Source organism: Acinetobacter sp. NigerLNRRAM0016, from assembly GCF_054112845.1.
The window spans coordinates 1-19,286 of sequence record NZ_JBSYVT010000026.1 but is presented as its reverse complement, the minus strand read 5'-3'; the positions used below and the strand labels follow the sequence as shown (position 1 = coordinate 19,286).

Genomic DNA, 19,286 nt, shown 5'->3' with positions numbered 1-19,286 from the left:
GTACATATTTTAAATATTATCATCGCTTTTTTGATGATTAAATAACAATTAAATTATTGAAAAATATAAAAATAAATAAATTAAATTCCAAAAATTACATCTATACAAATATGTACAGTTATTTTTCTTAATTTTCACAAAAAAAGATATTTTTTCCCAAATTTGCTCCTTGTCAAATTGCCAAATTGGCTCTCGTTTGCCTTTCCGAAAACCGACAAATTAAGTCCTGTAAATACCTTGCGGTTTGAAAAAATTTTCCCTCTACAGGTAATTTTTGAATCAAAACCGCAAATAAGAAATATCTTTTAAAACCAAAAAATCAATCTAAGCAGTTGATTAGGATGATTTTCTTAAGTTTCTTCTATCTTTATAGAAACTTTTTACAGCCAGATGAATCGATACCCCAAACAGGATTGGGCGTATTTAAAAATACAGATGTATTGAACTTTTTTGCAGAATAAGGAAATTGCATGACAGACCTTCCTATCGGTGAAAATATAGGACAATCGGAAAGTTCCGACACAGTCCAATCTTCACAATTTGAACGATCAATCGGATTAATCTCAAATTTCTCACTTGGTTTTACTTATTTATCGCCATTAACGGCAGTGTATTCATTATTTGCACTTGCAATTACTCTTGCAGGTCCGCCATCTATCTGGTGGATTATGATTGCTGCTTTTGGACAACTTTTGGTGGCTATTGTGTTTGGTGAAACCGCCTCACAGTATCCAATCACAGGCGGTCTGTATCCTTGGGCGCGTCGTCTGTGGGGCAGAAAATACGCATGGATGGCGGCGTGGATTTACCTTTGGGCTTTAGTCGTTACCGTCACTTCTATTGCGGAATATAGCGCTGGTTTTGTGGCATCGTTATTTAGCTACGAAGCTAACGCCATGAACAGCTTATTGACCACCATCGTATTGCTCATTTTATGTATGGTGGTAAATATGTCGGGCACCAAGAACCTTGCACGCGTTGCGCGTATTGGTTTCTGGTGTAAGATCGTAAGTGTAATTGCACTGGGCATCTACTTATTGATTTTCCACCGTGCTCAACCCTTCTCGATCGTGTTCGATACAATGGGTGTATTGGCGCAGAATGGTTCTTATACCACGGTATTCTTCTCTGCATCCCTACTGGGTTTATTCATGTTCTTCGGTTTTGAAGCCTGCGGTAACGTGGCTGAAGAAGTCAAAAATCCAAGTCGTCAGATTCCTGTTGCCATGATTTTAAGTATTGTGTTTGGTTGCATTTCGGCAATGGTGTCTGTATTGGGTTATTTACTTGCATCACCTAACTTACAAGCCATTGTAAATGGTCAAGTGACTGATCCAATTCCATTTATTTTACGTGATGCCTTGGGAACCCATGGCGCGAATATCTTCATTGTAATTGCAATTATTGCGATGTTGTCTTGCATCTTGTCTTTACAAGCAGCACTCAGCCGTCTGTTGTTCTCATTTGCACGTGACCAAATGCTTCCGGGTAATCAATGGATTGCTAAATTATCCAAGCAAAATGTACCTGATAACGCGATGATTTTAAGCTGCTTATTGCCTTTAATTTTCTGTGTTGTGGTTTATTTCTCCCCAGATAACTTAGCGCGTATTACGGCCTTTGCGGTCATTGGTATTTATGTTTCTTTCCAAATGGTGGTCTTTGCTGCACTCAAAAATCGCTTAAAAGGCTGGAAACCTGCGGGTGAATGGAGTGTGGGTGCGTGGGGCTTACCGATTAATGCACTGGCATTGATTTACGGTGTTGGCGCAATTTTCCTTCTTGCACAACCCGCAGATGCAGCATCCTTCTTTGACAGTTGGATTGTACTCATTGGCTTGGCTGTGGTGATTGGTAGTGGTTTGCTTTATATGTTCATTGCGAAACCCTATGGCAAATCTCAAGCACCTGAAAATGATGCATTGTCTTATGCCGCTGAACTTCGTCAAAAGCGCAATTCAGTCTAATCAACTCTGAACATCAGCTTAACGATCACGTCCCAACCTAACCCTAGAATGTACCATCTACCAAAAAAATGATCAGTACATTCTAGAGTTAAGCCTGATGATCACAATCACGCGTGAAATGGCTAAATTAACGCATATCAGTGTCATGCCACTCAAATGATCCTGATACCGATCTAAAGCCATTTATGTCATGGATGACGAATCTGAATAGATTCATAAATTGCAGGTTATAAGAAATGGACAATCACAACCTTAATGTTCGTAAACTCACCTTATGGCAAGTCATTATTGTCGGGATTGCATATATGACGCCCATGACCGTGTTCGACACTTTTGGCATTGTATCGGATGTCACCAGTGGTCGTGTTCCCCTTGCCTATATCTTTGCACTGGTGGCCATGTTACTGACGGCATTTAGTTATGCCCGCCTCAGTCAGCAAACAGAGCGTCCTAGTTCAGCCTATACCTATACCGCAGAAAGCTGTGGTACTGCGGCAGGTTTCTTTGTGGGTTGGTGTTCATTACTCGATTACATCTTATTGCCATTAATCAATGCCTTATTGGCTGGCATCTACTTGAATGCACTCATGCCCGCCATTCCTTATGCCGTCTGGGTGTTTATTGCAGCGGGATTAGTGACATTGGTAAATTGTTTTAGAATTCATATTCTTGCCAATCTTTCCTTGCTGTTCGTGTTCGTGCCTTTAATCATGTTGGTAATCTTTATCTATCTGGTGATTCATGGCATTAGCAGCAATGGCTATGAACATGTTCTGACCTTAACCCCATTATTTAATGGCGATAGCAGCATTGTTCCTTTAATTACAGGTGCCTCAATTCTGTGCTTCTCCTTTTTAGGTTTTGATGCAGTCACCACCTTATCTCATGAAACCCACAACCCAAAAAAAACCATTCCGCGTGCAGTCATGCTGACAACTTTAATTGGCGGCGTAATCTTCATTTCTGCCTCATGGTTTATTCAATTGTATTTCCCAGACAATTCAAGATTTAAAGACCCAGAAGCGGCATTACCTGAAATTGCCTTGTATGTCGGTGGCGCATTATTCCAAGCGGTTTTCCTTGTGGGACAAATCATGAATACCGCGGCATCGGGTTTGGCTTCACATGCCAGTACTGCCCGCCTGATTCACATCATGGGACGTGATGGCATTTTTCATAAAGGCATTTTCGGTGCATTCAACCATAAATTAGGCACGCCTTTATATTCAGTGCTGACCATCGGTTTAATTTCGATGACTGCCATGTTTTTAGATTTATCGACTGTGGTGAACCTGATTAGTTTCGGCGCTTTGATTGCCTTTACTGCGGTGAATTTCTCGGTGTTTATGAAGTTTTATGTACAAGACAAACAACGTGCGGGATTCAAATATTTCGCCTTGAATCTGTGCTTACCCTTCTTATCCGTCTTATCGATTGTCGCGATGTGGGTCAATTTAGAATCCAGCGCCTTACATTTTGGCGGTGCTTGGCTGGCTTTAGGGATCGTACTGTTTATTTATAAGAAACTGCGTAAACAAAGCATCGTCCTGAGCAATGCTTAAAAAAGATGAATAAAATGAATAGAGAGTTAAATATGTCAATCAATGTCACAAAACCGAAATTACTCCAAGATGTTGCCTTTAAAGCCAGTCACTATCAACAGACAGGTAAGGAATGGAACTGGATTGCTCCTACACATGGACAGTTTGATCACCCTGCCAATTATTATGAAAGCTCCTTGCAAGACTGGAACACCTTCCCCGCGCTCAATAACGATATTGAATGTGATGTCGTGGTCATTGGCGGTGGATTATTAGGATCCTCTGCGGCACTACATTTGTCAGAACAAGGCATTGAAACGGTTTTGGTCGAAAAAAACCGGATCGGCAGTGCTGCTTCAGGACGTAATGGTGGACAGCTCACTCTGGGCTTGGCACGTTGGGAAGCCGAAACCATGGCTGAACACTTTAGCTTTGAAGATGCCAAAAAGTTATGGCATTTCACTTCTACTGAAGCCATGTCTTTAATTGACAACATTAGCGAAAAATATGACCTAGATTTACAGCGTAAACGCGGGCATATCACCGCTGCGGTACACTCAGGGCATTTGGATGCTTTACGTGACGGCATGCAGGCGCGTGAATATTTAGAAGACAAAAATACTGCAATGTTGTGTCAGGATGAATTACGTGAGCACATTCAATCCTCAAATTATTTTGGTGGCTTGTTGGATCACTTAGGTGGACATATTCATCCCTTAGCCCTAACCCGTGGTTTGGCTTATGGTTTTTGCCAAAATGACGGAAAAATCTATGAACAAACAGAGGTCATTTCTATACAAGAACATGCCGATGGGGTTTATGTCAGTACTGCCAATGGTGTGATTAAGGCACGTAAAAGTGTGGTGATGGCGGTGCATCACGCTTCGTTTAAGTTATTAGAACAACGTAGCCAAACCACCATTCCTTTCTATACTTATGTGTGTACCACCGCACCATTAGAAGTGGATTTAAAAGAATTACTGCCAACCGATATGCCTGTGTATGACACCCAGTTCCAGATTGATTATTACCGTGGTGTATCTCAAAACCGTTTACTGTTTGGCGGCGAAGGTACAGGTTCATGTTGGGGTGCGGAACAAACCCATGACTATTTGCTCGGGCGAATCCAGCATGTATTCCCGCAACTAAAACACGTCAAAATTGATTTTGTCTGGAGCGGCACTACAGATTTAACCGTAAATGGAGCGACAGACTGCCGTAAGTTTGGAGATAAATATTCGATCTATTCGGTGCAAGGCTGGAGTGGTCATGGCGTCGCGCAAACTGTCCGCATTGGGAAAGCCATTGCCGATGATTTCTGTGGTCGTTCAGATGATTTTGACATGCTCACCAAAATCCAGCATATCAATATTCCGATGGGTCGTGCACTCGCTCCGATTGTGATTCCAATTGCCAAGAGTATGTACGGCATTGGCGCGATGATTAATCCTGGGAAAATGGTGTCGTTCTAAAGCTTGCTTCCGCCCTATTGATGGCTGCCTTTGTGCAGCCTTTTTTAGTTTGATTGTTAGACTATTCTTTCGCTTTACAGCTTTTACGCTTGAGATGGATCACCGTGAAAAAGACTGAAATGGTAACCTGCTCAAATATTTTTTATGTGCTGAACAGTCGGTCGATGCCTTAACATCAATACAAAAGCACCCATTTTATTGGAAGAATAAATTCGAAAAGGATTGAAGTAATGAAAAGAGTTTAGCGAATAGAAATACAACAATCAAATAATTAAGACTATGATTTAATGCCTTTTTTCTTACGGGAGTCTAGATAAAATTCGATTAATGACCAAATCACAATGAGCAAGAAAAAGAATAATACCAAGAGAAAAGCTGAAACATACGTCATATTGTTCAATCCTAAACTTACTTGGGTAAAACGACCGATAGGCAATGAAACTCCATTTCATCTACGACAAAAGTCTAATACGGTTTAGGAGCGATGAATAGTGATTTTTTTCAATTAACTGATACTTTTTTTCAATAAATTCAGAGCTAAAAGCGATTAATCCAGCGAATTCAAACGCTTTTACGCGAATCCATCACAAAACAAAATTTCAAAAAATATACATCCATATTTTATTATTTGAATTACGGCATTCCAGCCATTGACCTTATTTTAAAATAAGAAGACATTAGCAGGCTTGATTAACCCCATAACATTTAAATTTGCTATGTTAAAAAAAATGATTGGTGAGTCCGCATTTAAACTTGCGGGTTGGCAATATCACGTAGAACCCAATACGCTCGAAAACAAACAGGTGATTGTTGGCTTTGAACACACCTCAATGATGGATGCCGTTTTGTCTATCGCCTTGTTTCAGATTTACGATATTAAAATCCATACACTCATCAAGAAAGAACTGTTCAAAGGACCGATGAAACCGCTGCTGGAAGCTTTAGGTGGTATCGCAGTAGATCGCAAATCCAATCAGGATATTGTGGGACAAATGGTTGACCTATTTGCTTCGCATGAAAAGTTCAATCTGGTGATTGCTCCTGAAGCAACGCGTGCCAAAAATGGTGAAGCACGTCGACCGATCCGCACTGGCTTTTGGCATATTGCCAAAGCAGCGAATGTGCCGATTGTCCTGATGTATGCCAATTCTCAAACCAAACAAGGTGGTATTTTTGGCAAAATTTACCCAACAGAACTGCACCACGACCTTGCCCTGATGCAAAAGCTGTATAAGGAAAATGTCGGTCTGGACATCGTCATTCCTGAACCCAAATAGTTGCTGCTAATTGTATAAAAACTCAAACTTAAGCCCTTTCTCACAAAAAAGGGCTTATGGTAGAATCTGCACAATTTGATTTGGCATACAGCCAATCTACAAGGAGCATATTTCGCATGGCGGGTCATTCCAAGTGGGCTAATACTAAGCATCGTAAAGCAAAACAAGATGCGAGCCGCGCTAAAGTATTCACAAAATTCATTCGTGAAATCGTTACAGCTGCCCGTTTAGGCGGTGGTGATGTTGCGTCTAACCCTCGTTTACGAGCTGTCGTTGAGAAAGCATTAGTCGCAAATATGACGCGTGATACGATCAACCGTGCAATTCAGCGCGGTGTTGGTGGTGAAGAAAATACAGATTTAAAAGAAGTCACTTACGAAGGTTATGGCGTTGGTGGTGTGGCTGTTATTGTTGAAACCATGACAGACAACTTAAACCGTACTGTGCCAGATGTTCGCCATTGTTTTTCTAAAACAGATGGAAACTTGGGTACTGCGGGTTCAGTAGCGTATATGTTTACTAAACGCGGTGAGATTACTTTTGAAGATGTATCTTTAGAAGACAAAATCATGGACGTGGCTTTAGAAGCTGGCGCTGAAGATATTGAAGTGGCTGAAGATGAAATTTTAGTCATCACAACCCCTGAGTCTTTTGGTGAAGTTCAAGATGCGCTCACAGCAGCAGGTTTAAAATCTGACAATGCTGAAGTGGTGATGAACCCTTCAACGAAAGCATTGATTACTGATGTAGATCAAGCGAAAAAAATCGTGAAAATGATTGATATGTTTGAAGATTTGGATGACGTGCAAAACGTTTATACCAATGTTGAATTCACCGATGAAGTTTTAGCTCAACTCGATGCTTAAACCCGTCAACATAAAAAACGCGCAATTTGCGCGTTTTTTATTGTTTAAAAATACAGATACTTGTTCTGCAATACCGACTAAAATCAAACTTTATTTAATAAGCCACGACAGTTAAAGACGTCATATTCCTTAATCACGAAACTGGAATGTAGCGCCACCACATGCTCAATCTTACCAATCCGATTCAGCAAAATCTGACTGTAGTTCTCCATATCCCGTGCAATCACTTCGACAATAAAATCTGCCGACTGCCCTGTCACTAAAAAGGCATTAATCACTTCTGGAATGCTTTCCAACTCTTCTAAAAATTTAGAGAAGGTATCGCTATCATGCTTGCTTAAAGACACTTGCAGTAATACATGCAAGCTAAAACCGAGTTTTTGATAATTAATATCGCGACGCACATTGGTCATGACATTGGTGTCAATCAAATGCTTAATACGGCGATGCACAGAGCTCACGGAAAGATTGATTCGCTCTGACAATTCATTCAGATTCACATCTTCATGGGTTAGAATTTCCAGAATTTGTTTATCAAAGCGGTCTAATTCCATTACTGGCTCCAAATTAAAAAATTGAGTGCAGACAACAACTCAGGTATGAATTAATTGAGTTTCTCAAGATCTCTGCTCAACATCTGAAAATGATTATTTCGCTTATTCCGTTAAAAAGAAAGTCATTGTGCGACTTATTTTTAGCAAATGCGGAATTTATAGAAATTTAATGAAATAAATGCACATTTTTCTAAACTAGATTTCATTCTTGAAGCAGTTCTGCGAGTTTATTTTCACTTCATTTATGAAGAAATGAATTACATACCACGCCAGTCAACGCGTGCATTGCGTTCCGTCTGATAAACACGTTGTACATACTGCCCCAAAGGCAAGTCTAAAAATTGCTGCTTAAAGGCATAAAACTCTTCAGAACTTCCAGAAATATAATCTTCTTCACGCTCCCACGGCGTGCCTGCAATTTCCAGAAGTGGTGCCAGCATTGAACACACTGAAATATCTGCCAGTCCCAAACGCTCACCGACAAAATAGCGTCCACCATTTTCGAGTAATTTCTGATTCAATACAGCAATCAGTTGCTCCATTTGATGTTTGGAATATTCGACTTTTTCAGCATCCAACTGATAACTTTTCGACACCAGTGTTCTTAAAATCGGTTTAGAAAACTTTTCAAATTGACGCAAATAGCCTTTTTCACCAATCATGATGTCTAAGGTTTCATCGCTTTCAGACAGGCTCTGTGCCAAGCCCCAACGGCGCACATGCAAACCCAGCTCCGATGCCAAGGCATTTATTTCTAAGGCCATTTCTCTTAAATGTGGGTCTGCTCTTAATAAGGCATGTTCAGGATAGGTCTGGTCTAAATACAGCGCAATTTGGGTGGAGTCTGCAATCCAATACTCGTTGTCTTTTAATATCGGCAGTTTGTTCTGCCCTGTTTTGAGTTGGGCAAAGGCTCGATGCACACCTGGAATTAAATTCTGTGCCACATAGTCCAGTTGTTTATGATCGAGTAACCAGCGAGCTTTCTCACAATAATGAGATAAAGGGAACTGGTATAAAATTCGCATAAACACTCCAAAAGATGCTGGGACATTGATTTATCTAGAAAACCAACGCTTTCAGTCTGTTACTTTAGTCAGTCAAGCCCAGAAAAACAATGTACTTTTTATCCCAAAATAAACACCTGCTGTTCTTGCACAGTTATACATTTTTATGCCTTGATTATCTTTAAACTTGATAATCCTCAATTTTTTAAAATTACAGCAAATTAAAATAATATATTTACCTTATAAATCATGAGTTTAATTTATCTGATTTTATTCAAACCTTTCCATTTAAAGTTTTAAACATCGTTTTTCATAAGTACAGAAAAATCAATCATTTAATTTTGTAAGGCTCGACACTTAAAGTTTGGAGATTGCTTTAAAGGTGTCACCATGGCTTATCTCAATTCAAAAAATATACAGATCATCGAAAATGATCAGGATGCAATTAATGCAGCGTATCAAGTTGCAGACTTTGCCCTCGAAGGTCGCAATCATCGCGATCAAACGCGAACCTTGCCTTTTGCCGAAATAGAACAATTTAGCCAAAAAGGTTTGGGCGGTTTAAGAATTCCAAAACAATACGGCGGAGCGTATGTCTCCAATAAAACACTGGCACGCGTATTCCGCATTCTGAATAAAGCTGACTCCAGTGTCGGGCAAGTTCCGCAGAATCAAATTAGCCTGCTGTATTTAATTGACCTGATGGGCACCGAGGCGCAAAAGCAGTTTATCTTTCAGCAAATTTTAGATGGTAAACGACTCGCCAATGGTGGACCCGAACGCCACACCAAAGACTCGAAAACACTGAATACCATTTTGAGTACTGAAAATGGCCACCACTATCTACAAGGTGAAAAATTCTACTCAACGGGAAGTAGTTTCGCAGATTGGTTAGCCATTAAAGCCATTCATCCCGAAGGTCATGTGGTGCTGGTATTGGTAGATCGTGAAGCTCAAGGCGTTGAGGTGATAAATGACTGGGATGGTTTTGGACAGCGTACTACATCTAGCGGCTCAGTCCGTCTGACACAGGTGGAAATCGATCCCTTTCTGATTTTTGATGAACGCATTTTAACGGATGCTCCAACCTATCGCGGGGCGTATTCACAACTTTTACAAGCCGCAATTGATGTCGGCATTGCGGAAGCTGCTTTTGAAGATACGCTGGCAACCGTCAAAAAAGCGCGCCCGATTGTCGATGCGCAAGTGGAAAAAGCCAGCTTCGAACATTACACCTTACAAGAAATCGGCAAACTACAAATTCAGCTTGAAGCTGCCATTTTACTGCTGGATGAAGCCGCAGAATATCTGGATGAGCTAGATCAGCTCGATGCTGTGACGGATGAGCAAGCCGCACGCGCCTCTATTTTAGTCGCTGAAGCCAAAATCTATGCCAATGATGCTGCCCTCAATATTTCCGAAAAACTCCTCGAATTGGGGGGGAGCCGTTCCAGTTTAAGTCAATTCAATTTAGATCAGCACTGGCGTAATGCGCGTGTGCATACCTTGCATGATCCTGTGCGCTGGAAACTGCATGCACTGGGTGATTATTACCTGAATCATAAACTTCCAGCCCGCCATGCATGGATTTAAGGAGAACAACATGACGTCCTATCAAAGTATTTCCCCTGCACAAGCAGCGCAACTTGCACCCGCGCATATCATTCAATCGGATGCTGAGGCATTGGAAATTGCCCATGACCTCGCAGAACAATTCAAACAAAATGCGATTGTCCGCGATGCAGAACGCATCTTGCCGTTTGAGCAAATTGAGGCCTATAGCCAGTCTGGCTTGTGGGCGATTACTGTGCCCAAACAATATGGTGGTGCGGAGGTTTCTAGCTATACCGTGGCGCGAATTATTGCCCTCATGAGTGGTGTCGATGGTTCAATTGGTCAAATTCCACAAAACCATTTTTATGCCTTGGAAGTATTGCGTAATACAGGGTCAGAACAACAAAAACAGAAGCTCTATCGCGAGGTGTTGCACGGTGCCCGCTTTGGCAATGCCCTTGCGGAATTTAAAACCAAGAATGCTACGCAAAAACAAACATCCATTTCCCCTACAACCGATGGCTTCATCGTCAACGGAGAAAAATTCTATTGCACAGGCAGCTTGTTTGCACATCGAATTCCAACCTTGGTCAAAGATGCGGATGAACGCGAGTTTCTTGCTTTTATTCCTCGTGATAGTAAAGGCGTAGAACTGATTGATGATTGGTCAGGATTTGGACAACGTACCACGGGCAGCGGTACGGTTAAATTCCATCAAGTCTTTGTCTCTGCGGAAGATGTGATTCCGTTCGATCAAGCTTTTTTACAACCGACTTTGGTGGGTCCCTTTGCCCAAATTATGCATGCCGCGATTGAAACAGGCATTGCACGTGCTGCCTTTGAAGAAACCTTGGTTCGTGTGCGTCAAGCCCGCCCTTGGATTGATTCAGGCGTAGAAGCTGCAACCCAAGACCCGCTGACCTTATTGGAACTGGGGCATATCGTGGCAGATGTGCGTGCCAGTGAAGTCTTGTTAAAACAGGCAGCACGCTCGATTGACGCAGCCAAACCACAACCCACCGAAGACAACATCACTCAAGCGTCTTTAGATGTTGCCAAAGTTCGCGCACATAGCAGTGAAACTGCACTGAAAGCCTCTTCCAAACTGATTGAACTGGCTGGCAGTCGTGGCAGCCAACGTGCAGATGGTTTAGACCGATTCTGGCGCAACGCCCGCGTGCATACCCTGCACGATGCGGCACGCTGGAAATATTACTTCATTGCCAATTACACCCTCAACGGCATTCGCCCTCCACGTCGGGGGACCTTGTAATGACACAACAAACGCCAAAACAGATTCTTTTAAATGCTTTCGATATGAACTCGGTTGGGCATATCAATCATGGTTTATGGACGCATCCACGAGATCAATCACACCGATTTAATGAACTCAGTTATTGGACTGAACTGGCGAAAACGCTGGAGCAAGGTTTATTTGATGGTTTGTTTATTGCCGATATTACGGGTGTTTACGATGTCTATCAGAACGGGATTGATCTCACCCTAAAAGAATCGATTCAGTTGCCGAGTCATGATCCAAGCACTTTGGTTTCAGCCATGGCTTCCGTCACGCAACATTTGGGCTTTGGGGTGACGGTTAATTTGAGCTATGAAAATCCGTATCAATTTGCCCGTCGTTTTGCCAGTTTAGATCACCTAACGCAAGGCCGAATTGGCTGGAATATCGTGACAGGTTATTTAGACAGTGCGGAACGCTTGATCGGTCAGCAAGGCTTAAAAGAACATGACCTGCGTTATGCTCAAGCCGAAGAGTTTCTTGAACTCTGCTACAAATTTTGGGAAGGCTCTTGGGAAAATGATGCGGTACTGAAAGATAAAGCACTGCGCATTTTTACCGATCCAGCAAAAGTGCATGCCATTCAGCATCAGGGGCAGTTTTATCAAAGTCAGGGAGTGTTCCAAGTTTCCCCTTCACCACAGCGCACGCCAGTTCTGTATCAAGCAGGAGCATCACCTCGTGGTTTAGCTTTTGCAACGCAACATGCGGAAGGCATTTTCATTGGTGGCGACCGACCTGAAAAAATCAAACAGCAAGTCGATAAAATTCGTGCCCTTGCGATTTCACAAGGTCGAGATGCAAATAGTATCAAAATCTTTGTGGGCATTACCGTGGTGACCGCAGAAACGGATGCTCTGGCACAAGAAAAACTGGCTGAATATATCCGCTATGCCAGTCCTGAAGCGGGTTTGGCACATTACTCCAGTTCAGTCGGGATCGATTTATCCAAGTTTGCTGATGATGAAGCGATTCCCTATCAAAAAACCAACAGCATTGCCTCGGTTAATCAGAAATTCAAAGAACAAAGCATCACCCGTAATGACTTAAAAGCCCAGCATGTCTTAGGGGGCCGTTATCCCCTGATTGTCGGTTGCGGTGCTGCGGTAGCGGAACAACTGATTCAGTGGATTGATGAGACAGGCATTGACGGTTTTAATCTGACCCGCACGGTTGCCCCAGAATCGCATCAAGACTTTATTCACTATGTCATTCCTGAATTACAACAACGTGGACGCTACAAAACCAGCTATAGCACAGGCAGTTTAAGACACAAACTATTCCAGCAAGGTGACCATCTTACAGTCCAACATCCTGTGCAGCAGTTCCGATGTTTAAGCTCAACTTCGACTTCAGACTTAACCACACATTCAGAAAAACAGACAGCTTAACTGCTGTAAATTTAAAAATACGAGAGACAACATGGCTTTAACAGCAAAAAATAAATTTACCTTTTTAGGGGTACTGGTCGCTGCACTGGTGATCGGACTGGTGGCGTGGAGCTACCACAAAAAAACCAGCAATACTGAGTTGGTGATTGGTATTAGTCCGCCCTTTGCCAATCCATTAAAAGTTGCGGTGGAAGAAGCGAAACAACAAGGCATCAATGTGAAACTGGTGGAATTTTCCGACTGGAATACGCCGAATATTACCTTAAATCATGGCGATATTGATGCCAACTATTTCCAGCATCAACCTTTCTTGGACAACGCGATTAAGGAAACCCAGTTCAAGTTAAAAGCCTTGGATAAAGGCGTCACCACCCATGTCGGTTTATATTCCAAAAAATATCACTCACTAGATGAATTGCCTGATCAAGCGCGTGTGGTGATTCCGAACGACCCTGTCAATCAAGGTCGTGCCCTATTGCTATTACAGCAAGCCAAACTGATTACTTTAAAAAATCCCGAGAATCATTTATCCAACTTGCAGGACATTGCGAACAATCCTAAAAAACTGCAATTTATTGAAGTTGAAGGTCCGCAAACAGCACGTGCCGTGGATGATGCAGATTTAGTGTTTAGTTACCCACATTATTTGCGTTTAGCTAAAACCATTGACCCAAATGATGCGCTGATTTTGGATGACAACACCAATACCCGTTATTCAATTTTGTTTGTCGTACGTGATGACTATCAGCAACAACATCCTGAAAAAGCAGCACAATTAGAGAAATTCATCAAAATTTATCAAACCTCTGCCAAGGTTAAACAAACCTTGAATGATGAAATTGGCTCAAAACTTTGGTTCCCAGGCTGGAAGTGAGATTGAGCAATGACAAATTCAGTTTCTATTTCTAAAAATCGTAAAACATGGTTGATTGGATTGGCCGTGGTGATCTTGATTGCTACTGTAGCGGTTTACCGCTATAGCCAAAGTCAAGCACAACAAGATGTGCTCACCATCGGTATTAGCCCACCTTATGCAGAGCTACTACAAAGCGTCGCGGATGATGTGAAAAAACAAGGCATTCAGGTGAAACTGGTCGAGTTTTCTGACTGGCATGCACCGAATGTCGCAGTACAAAACGGCGATATTGATGCCAACTTTTTCCAGCAAAGCGTCTTTTTACGCAATGCAATTCGAGAAACTCAGTATGATTTGCACGCCTTTGCTACAGGTACAGGCAGTCATGTTGGATTGTATTCGAAAAAGTATAAATCACTAGATCAGCTCCCAACCAAATCCCGTGTGGTGATTCCAAATGATCCAGTGAATTCTGCCCGCGCCCTAATTTTGCTACACCGCGCAGGTTTAATGCAGTTGAAGGATATCAATAACGAACTTTCGACTGTGCAGGACATCGTCCAAAATCCAAAACAACTGCAATTTATTGAAGTTGAAGGTCCGCAAACTGCACATGCCTATAACGATGCCGATCTGATTTTTGGTTTTCCACATTATTTAAAAATGGCGAAAGTGACTGATCCGCACAGTGCATTGTTTCTCGATCCGATTGACAAGAAATACGCCATTTTATTCGTAACCCGTAAAGACTATAGCGACCCTAATCAAAAACTAGCCACTTTCGTTAAAGCTTTCCAAAACTCTAAACACGTCCAAGAGATTTTAGATCGAGATTTTGGCAGCAAGATGTGGTTTGAAGGCTGGAAATAAGGAGAAAGACAATGGTGAGTTTTGGTTCTCATGTGGATTTTTCCCTGCCACATATCAAAATCCGTAATTTGAACAAGTATTATGCGGTACAAAATCAACAAGCCCATGCACTAAAAAATATTGATTTGGACATTCCCAAGGGCAAAATTTTCGGAATTATTGGCAAAAGTGGTGCGGGTAAATCTTCCCTATTACGCACCCTGAATGGCTTGGAAAAAGTCAGTGAAGGCAGCATTCACATTCATCAACACAACTTGGCGGAATTGAATCATGCCGAACTGATTCAACTGCGTCAGCGTATTGGCATGATTTTTCAGCACTTCAATTTAATGTCGGCGAAAACCGTGTGGGAGAATGTCGCTCTACCGCTGAAAATTGCCAATTACAGCCCGACTGAAATTGAGCAACGCGTCAGCGAAGTACTTCAATTGGTGGGTTTAGCCAATAAGGCTCAACACTATCCATCGCAACTCTCTGGTGGGCAAAAGCAGCGTGTCGGTATTGCCCGCGCGCTGGTGCATCATCCTGAAATTCTCTTGTGCGATGAAGCCACCTCGGCGCTTGATCCTGAAAGTACCTCCGTGGTGTTATCGCTGCTCAAGGAAATCAATCAAAAACTTGGTATTACCATTGTGCTGATTACCCATGAAATGCAGGTGATCCGTGAAATCTGCGATCAAGTAGTCGTCATCGAACATGGTGAAATTGTGGAATCGGGACAAGTCTGGTCGGTGTTTTCCAATCCTCAACAGCAAATTACTCAAGAATTGCTGAATTTAGAACAATTGGATTTGCCTTTTCAGCTACATGCCGAACCTACAACCGAATCGAGCCATGTGATCATAAGATTAAGCTATGCCTCAACCTTGCAACATGCACCCGATCTGAACTCAATTTTCTCAGTAATTGACCGTCCTGTGCATCTCTATCAAAGTCATATTGATTCGATTCAAGAGCATTTGATTGGAAAATTCGTGGTGGCTGTACCGCACAAAGGTCTGGATCTGAATCAACTTCAACAACAGCTGCAAGCTCAGTTTGCAGCAATCGAGGTACTGGGCTATGCACGACCAACTCATTGAACTTTTGCTTACAGGCACGGTCGATACCCTGATTATGGTCGGTGTATCGGCAATATTGACTTTCCTGATTGGTTTACCAATGGCGGTCATATTGGTAAATACCAGTGAACACGGTATTTATCCCTCAAAACCGATTAACCAAGCTTTGGGCTGGGTCGTAAATATCACCCGTTCAGTACCTTTCCTTATTTTGATGGTCGCGCTGATTCCTTTAACGCGTTTGATTGTTGGCACCAGTTATGGGGTTTGGGCGGCCGTGGTTCCGCTCACCTTAGCGGCTACCCCATTTTTTGCGCGTATTGCCGAAGTGAGCTTACGTGAGGTCGATCAGGGTCTAATTGAAGCTGCGCAAGCGATTGGCTGTAACCGTAAACAAATTATTTGGCATGTGTTACTGCCTGAAGCCCTACCCGGCATTGTGGCAGGCTTTACCGTCACCATTGTCACCATGATTAACTCCTCTGCCATTGCAGGTGCCATTGGCGCAGGTGGATTGGGAGATATTGCCTATCGTTATGGCTATCAGCGTTTTGATATGCAAATCATGCTGGCCGTGATTGTGGTTTTGGTGGTGTTGGTCATGTTGGTACAGGCAACGGGAGATGCACTGGCTCAACAACTGGACAAACGAAAAGTCTAACAATCATGCACTTGAAGGTGCCAAAAAGAAAGATACGAGCCATGACCTGACTTTGTCATGGCTTTCATGTAAAATCAGCGCCAATTTTTAAATAATACGTTGTGAGTCATTTCATGGGTTTTAATTGCGGTATTGTCGGCTTGCCGAACGTTGGTAAATCTACCCTTTTCAATGCGTTAACTAAAGCAGCAATTGCGGCAGAAAACTTCCCGTTCTGTACCATTGAACCAAACACAGGCATTGTTCCTGTTCCAGATCCACGTTTAGACAAATTAACTGCAATTGTAAAACCACAACGTGTCATTCCAACCACTATGGAATTTGTCGACATCGCAGGTTTGGTTGCGGGTGCATCTAAAGGTGAAGGTTTGGGTAACCAGTTCCTTGCCAACATCCGTGAAACAGATGCAATTGCACATGTAGTTCGTTGTTTTGAAGATGAAAACGTGATTCACGTGAACGGTAAAATCGACCCGTTGGACGATATCGCTACCATCAATACTGAACTTGCACTTGCTGACTTGGAAACTGTCACCAAAGCAGTAACGCGTTTAGCCAAATCTGCAAAAGGTGGCGACAAAGATGCGATCGCAACCAAAGCCGTTTTAGACAAAATTCTACCTTTATTAGATGAAGGCAAACCAGCACGTGCCGCTACGCTAGATGATGATGAGCGTAAATTGGTGCGTGGTTTTGGTTTAATGACTTTAAAACCAACCATGTACATTGCCAACGTGGCTGAAGATGGTTTTGAAAATAACCCGCATTTAGATGCAGTAAAAAAACTTGCGGCTGAAGAAAATGCGATTGTGGTTCCTCTTTGCAACCAAATCGAAGCGGAAATTTCATTACTTGAAGATGAAGACCGTGCTGAATTCCTTGAAGCGATGGGCATGGAAGAGCCTGGTCTGAACGTGGTCATCCGTGCGGGTTATTCACTGCTTGGCTTACAAACTTACTTCACTGCAGGCGTACAAGAAGTTCGTGCTTGGACAGTTAAAGTCGGTGCGACTGCACCACAAGCGGCTGGTGTGATTCACACAGACTTCGAAAAAGGCTTTATCCGTGCTGAATGTATTGCTTATGATGACTTCATTCAATACAACGGCGAAGCAGGTGCCAAAGAAGCGGGTAAATGGCGTCTAGAAGGTAAAACTTACGTTGTTCAAGACGGCGACGTTTTACACTTCCGTTTCAATGTCTAATTTCATTTAGATATTTAAAAGCCAGTGTCATCACTGGCTTTTTTATGTTCAGAAATTGACTACTCTCATCAACAATATTTCATATCTTCCTGTACAGGAGGTGTTGATCGATTACCCCCTCCTATTTCGCTTAAAATCATCCAGAAAATACACAGATAAAGATTCAATTTTATCCAAATCCATTTATGATAAATATAATGATAATTATTATCATTATATTTACATTAACCACAACTTCTCCTACACTCTAGGTTAAAGATATAAAAATTGACCTAGGAATATTGTTTTATGGCTTACGTTCTTCCTGCACTACCTTATGCCTATGATGCGCTCGAACCACATATCGATGCCAAAACCATGGAAATTCACCACAGCAAACATCACCAAACTTATATCAACAACATTAATGCGGGAATTCAAGACACACCGTGGGAAGACCTAAGTGTCGAACAATTGGTGACTCAAGTGCATGACGTCCCTACTGAACTGAAAAATAATGTCATGAACAATGCAGGTGGGCATGCCAATCACAGCCTATTCTGGACCATTATGAGTCCTCAAGGCGGTGGACAACCTATAGGAAAAATTGCGGCAGCGATTGATGCTGAACTGGGTGGATTTGATGCTTTTAAAGAGGCCTTTACCAAAGCCGCACTGACCCGCTTCGGAAGTGGTTGGGCATGGCTTACAGTCACCCCTGATCATAAATTATTGGTGGAAAGCAGTGCCAACCAAGACTCGCCACTGATGCACGCTCATATCCCAGTTTTAGCACTCGATGTATGGGAACATGCCTATTACCTGAAATATCAGAACAGACGCCCCGAATATATTGCAGCATTTTTTAATGTCGTAGACTGGCAGGAAGTTAACCGCCGCTATGAACAAGCAATCCAGTAATATGGACGCACTATCTGAGTTGCCTATGTCATCCTTTCAGCGACTACGCCATATCTTGGGATTCGTCATTTTATTGAGTGGTGCACTACTCTGTATGTATAAAGTCGCAGCATTCCTACAAGTTTTCTAACTTTAAAAATCCTGTCCAATGCTCATTCATTATTTTAAGCATTGGACAGATTAAATTTAAGGATTAGAAGTCTGCACAGATTTGCTATCCATGGCTGCACGTTGCTTTCGTGCCTGTTCCAATATGCGTTGCTGTAATTCTTGTCTAAAGCCCAGCATAAACATGGCTTCAGCCAATACAAATAATGGGCCAATAATTAAACCTACCAAATCATCCACAAAGGCGGGCTTTTTCTTTTCATAAAAATGTCCCACAAACTGAAACACCCAACCCACCACAAAAATGCCAACACTTGAGAGTAACCATCCGCTTAAACTTAAAGCAGCCACCTTCAATGCCATCGGATAGACTGCAGAAAAAAGCAATAACATGATGCAACCGAACCAGATGTCCAGTTTTAAATAATAGATTCCACTGATCAAAATCAGCACCAAGGCTAAAGTGATTTGAAAACCTGAAATGACAAAACCAGCTCGTGCAGTCAAACTCATAATCGAGAACACAATCAGCGGAATCCCCACAAAGTGGGTTAAGATATTTTTATGATCCAGATGATAAGCTGCATACTGGCTTAACAGTTGTTCTAATTTAGACATTTGGTACATCCTTGCAAAATCGATGCATCCACTATATAAAAAATTCAAATGTTCAGTTGTCAGCTTGCCGACAACTCCAAA

Annotated in this window: 17 protein-coding genes; 14 read left to right on the top strand and 3 right to left on the bottom strand. The window is 42.2% G+C overall.

Annotation, left to right across the window (positions count from 1 at the left end; translation table 11 throughout):
- Positions 1-470 precede the first annotated feature (470 nt).
- From ACWQ4X_RS14475 to ACWQ4X_RS14455, 5 genes are all read left to right on the top strand, one after another.
- Positions 471-1,967: an APC family permease gene (locus tag ACWQ4X_RS14475; RefSeq protein ID WP_457904121.1), complete on the top strand. Its 1,497-nt coding sequence runs from the start codon at positions 471-473 to the stop codon at positions 1,965-1,967.
- A 236-nt stretch (positions 1,968-2,203) separates the two neighbouring features.
- Positions 2,204-3,529 (top strand): APC family permease, encoded by a 1,326-nt coding sequence (locus ACWQ4X_RS14470; protein ID WP_457904120.1) that lies wholly within the window; start codon positions 2,204-2,206, stop codon positions 3,527-3,529.
- A gap of 14 nt (positions 3,530-3,543) precedes the next feature.
- The gene (locus ACWQ4X_RS14465; protein ID WP_457904119.1) at positions 3,544-4,980 is read left to right on the top strand and encodes an NAD(P)/FAD-dependent oxidoreductase; all 1,437 of its coding nucleotides are present in this window, start codon (positions 3,544-3,546) and stop codon (positions 4,978-4,980) included.
- Between the two features lie 716 nt (positions 4,981-5,696).
- Positions 5,697-6,257, top strand: a complete 561-nt coding sequence (locus tag ACWQ4X_RS14460; RefSeq protein WP_142769047.1) for a 1-acyl-sn-glycerol-3-phosphate acyltransferase — start codon at positions 5,697-5,699, stop codon at positions 6,255-6,257.
- 116 nt (positions 6,258-6,373) lie between these two features.
- On the top strand, positions 6,374-7,123 hold the full coding sequence (locus ACWQ4X_RS14455; protein WP_100241530.1) for a YebC/PmpR family DNA-binding transcriptional regulator: 750 nt from the start codon (positions 6,374-6,376) through the stop codon (positions 7,121-7,123).
- Between the two features lie 83 nt (positions 7,124-7,206).
- On the opposite strand, the gene ACWQ4X_RS14450 is transcribed toward ACWQ4X_RS14455, so the two are convergent.
- Together ACWQ4X_RS14450 and ACWQ4X_RS14445 are read right to left on the bottom strand one after the other, a co-directional pair.
- The gene (locus ACWQ4X_RS14450; RefSeq protein WP_100241531.1) at positions 7,207-7,677 is read right to left on the bottom strand and encodes an Lrp/AsnC family transcriptional regulator; all 471 of its coding nucleotides are present in this window, start codon (positions 7,675-7,677) and stop codon (positions 7,207-7,209) included.
- A gap of 257 nt (positions 7,678-7,934) precedes the next feature.
- On the bottom strand, positions 7,935-8,705 hold the full coding sequence (locus ACWQ4X_RS14445; RefSeq protein WP_142769048.1) for a glutathione S-transferase family protein: 771 nt from the start codon (positions 8,703-8,705) through the stop codon (positions 7,935-7,937).
- Positions 8,706-9,074: 369 nt separating this feature from the next.
- Here ACWQ4X_RS14445 and ACWQ4X_RS14440 point away from each other — a divergent pair, with 369 nt between their 5' ends.
- From ACWQ4X_RS14440 to ACWQ4X_RS14400, 9 genes are all read left to right on the top strand, one after another.
- Positions 9,075-10,277, top strand: a complete 1,203-nt coding sequence (locus tag ACWQ4X_RS14440) for an SfnB family sulfur acquisition oxidoreductase (protein ID WP_457904118.1) — start codon at positions 9,075-9,077, stop codon at positions 10,275-10,277.
- A gap of 10 nt (positions 10,278-10,287) precedes the next feature.
- The gene (locus tag ACWQ4X_RS14435) at positions 10,288-11,511 is read left to right on the top strand and encodes an SfnB family sulfur acquisition oxidoreductase (protein WP_457904117.1); all 1,224 of its coding nucleotides are present in this window, start codon (positions 10,288-10,290) and stop codon (positions 11,509-11,511) included.
- Entirely contained in the window at positions 11,511-12,926 is a 1,416-nt protein-coding gene (locus ACWQ4X_RS14430; RefSeq protein ID WP_457904116.1) for an LLM class flavin-dependent oxidoreductase, read from the top strand. The genes ACWQ4X_RS14435 and ACWQ4X_RS14430 overlap by 1 nt, the downstream gene beginning before the upstream one ends.
- Positions 12,927-12,957: 31 nt before the next feature.
- On the top strand, positions 12,958-13,800 hold the full coding sequence (locus ACWQ4X_RS14425; RefSeq protein ID WP_457904115.1) for a MetQ/NlpA family ABC transporter substrate-binding protein: 843 nt from the start codon (positions 12,958-12,960) through the stop codon (positions 13,798-13,800).
- A gap of 9 nt (positions 13,801-13,809) precedes the next feature.
- The gene (locus ACWQ4X_RS14420; protein ID WP_457904114.1) at positions 13,810-14,652 is read left to right on the top strand and encodes a MetQ/NlpA family ABC transporter substrate-binding protein; all 843 of its coding nucleotides are present in this window, start codon (positions 13,810-13,812) and stop codon (positions 14,650-14,652) included.
- A gap of 11 nt (positions 14,653-14,663) precedes the next feature.
- Positions 14,664-15,734 (top strand): methionine ABC transporter ATP-binding protein, encoded by a 1,071-nt coding sequence (locus ACWQ4X_RS14415; RefSeq protein WP_457904113.1) that lies wholly within the window; start codon positions 14,664-14,666, stop codon positions 15,732-15,734.
- Positions 15,715-16,374 (top strand): methionine ABC transporter permease, encoded by a 660-nt coding sequence (locus ACWQ4X_RS14410; RefSeq protein ID WP_457904112.1) that lies wholly within the window; start codon positions 15,715-15,717, stop codon positions 16,372-16,374. The genes ACWQ4X_RS14415 and ACWQ4X_RS14410 overlap by 20 nt, the downstream gene beginning before the upstream one ends.
- A 113-nt stretch (positions 16,375-16,487) precedes the next feature.
- Entirely contained in the window at positions 16,488-17,579 is a 1,092-nt protein-coding gene (gene ychF / locus ACWQ4X_RS14405; protein WP_100241540.1) for a redox-regulated ATPase YchF, read from the top strand.
- Positions 17,580-17,867: 288 nt separating this feature from the next.
- Positions 17,868-18,479 carry a superoxide dismutase gene (locus ACWQ4X_RS14400; protein WP_457904111.1) on the top strand — a complete coding sequence of 204 codons (612 nt, stop codon included), beginning with the start codon at positions 17,868-17,870 and terminating at the stop codon, positions 18,477-18,479.
- A 186-nt stretch (positions 18,480-18,665) separates the two neighbouring features.
- On the opposite strand, the gene ACWQ4X_RS14395 is transcribed toward ACWQ4X_RS14400, so the two are convergent.
- The gene (locus tag ACWQ4X_RS14395; RefSeq protein ID WP_457904110.1) at positions 18,666-19,205 is read right to left on the bottom strand and encodes an Mpo1 family 2-hydroxy fatty acid dioxygenase; all 540 of its coding nucleotides are present in this window, start codon (positions 19,203-19,205) and stop codon (positions 18,666-18,668) included.
- Positions 19,206-19,286: the final 81 nt, after the last annotated feature.

Coding starts and splice junctions, on each gene's coding strand:
- ACWQ4X_RS14400 (WP_457904111.1), top strand. CDS start 17,868: ATGGCTTACGTTCTTCCTGCACTACCTTATGCCTATGATGCGCTCGAA.
- ACWQ4X_RS14450 (WP_100241531.1), bottom strand. CDS start 7,677: ATGGAATTAGACCGCTTTGATAAACAAATTCTGGAAATTCTAACCCAT.
- ACWQ4X_RS14430 (WP_457904116.1), top strand. CDS start 11,511: ATGACACAACAAACGCCAAAACAGATTCTTTTAAATGCTTTCGATATG.
- ACWQ4X_RS14455 (WP_100241530.1), top strand. CDS start 6,374: ATGGCGGGTCATTCCAAGTGGGCTAATACTAAGCATCGTAAAGCAAAA.
- ACWQ4X_RS14395 (WP_457904110.1), bottom strand. CDS start 19,205: ATGTCTAAATTAGAACAACTGTTAAGCCAGTATGCAGCTTATCATCTG.
- ACWQ4X_RS14420 (WP_457904114.1), top strand. CDS start 13,810: ATGACAAATTCAGTTTCTATTTCTAAAAATCGTAAAACATGGTTGATT.
- ACWQ4X_RS14465 (WP_457904119.1), top strand. CDS start 3,544: ATGAATAGAGAGTTAAATATGTCAATCAATGTCACAAAACCGAAATTA.
- ACWQ4X_RS14410 (WP_457904112.1), top strand. CDS start 15,715: ATGCACGACCAACTCATTGAACTTTTGCTTACAGGCACGGTCGATACC.
- ACWQ4X_RS14460 (WP_142769047.1), top strand. CDS start 5,697: ATGTTAAAAAAAATGATTGGTGAGTCCGCATTTAAACTTGCGGGTTGG.
- ACWQ4X_RS14435 (WP_457904117.1), top strand. CDS start 10,288: ATGACGTCCTATCAAAGTATTTCCCCTGCACAAGCAGCGCAACTTGCA.
- ACWQ4X_RS14425 (WP_457904115.1), top strand. CDS start 12,958: ATGGCTTTAACAGCAAAAAATAAATTTACCTTTTTAGGGGTACTGGTC.
- ACWQ4X_RS14475 (WP_457904121.1), top strand. CDS start 471: ATGACAGACCTTCCTATCGGTGAAAATATAGGACAATCGGAAAGTTCC.
- ACWQ4X_RS14415 (WP_457904113.1), top strand. CDS start 14,664: ATGGTGAGTTTTGGTTCTCATGTGGATTTTTCCCTGCCACATATCAAA.
- ACWQ4X_RS14470 (WP_457904120.1), top strand. CDS start 2,204: ATGGACAATCACAACCTTAATGTTCGTAAACTCACCTTATGGCAAGTC.
- ACWQ4X_RS14445 (WP_142769048.1), bottom strand. CDS start 8,705: ATGCGAATTTTATACCAGTTCCCTTTATCTCATTATTGTGAGAAAGCT.
- ychF (WP_100241540.1), top strand. CDS start 16,488: ATGGGTTTTAATTGCGGTATTGTCGGCTTGCCGAACGTTGGTAAATCT.
- ACWQ4X_RS14440 (WP_457904118.1), top strand. CDS start 9,075: ATGGCTTATCTCAATTCAAAAAATATACAGATCATCGAAAATGATCAG.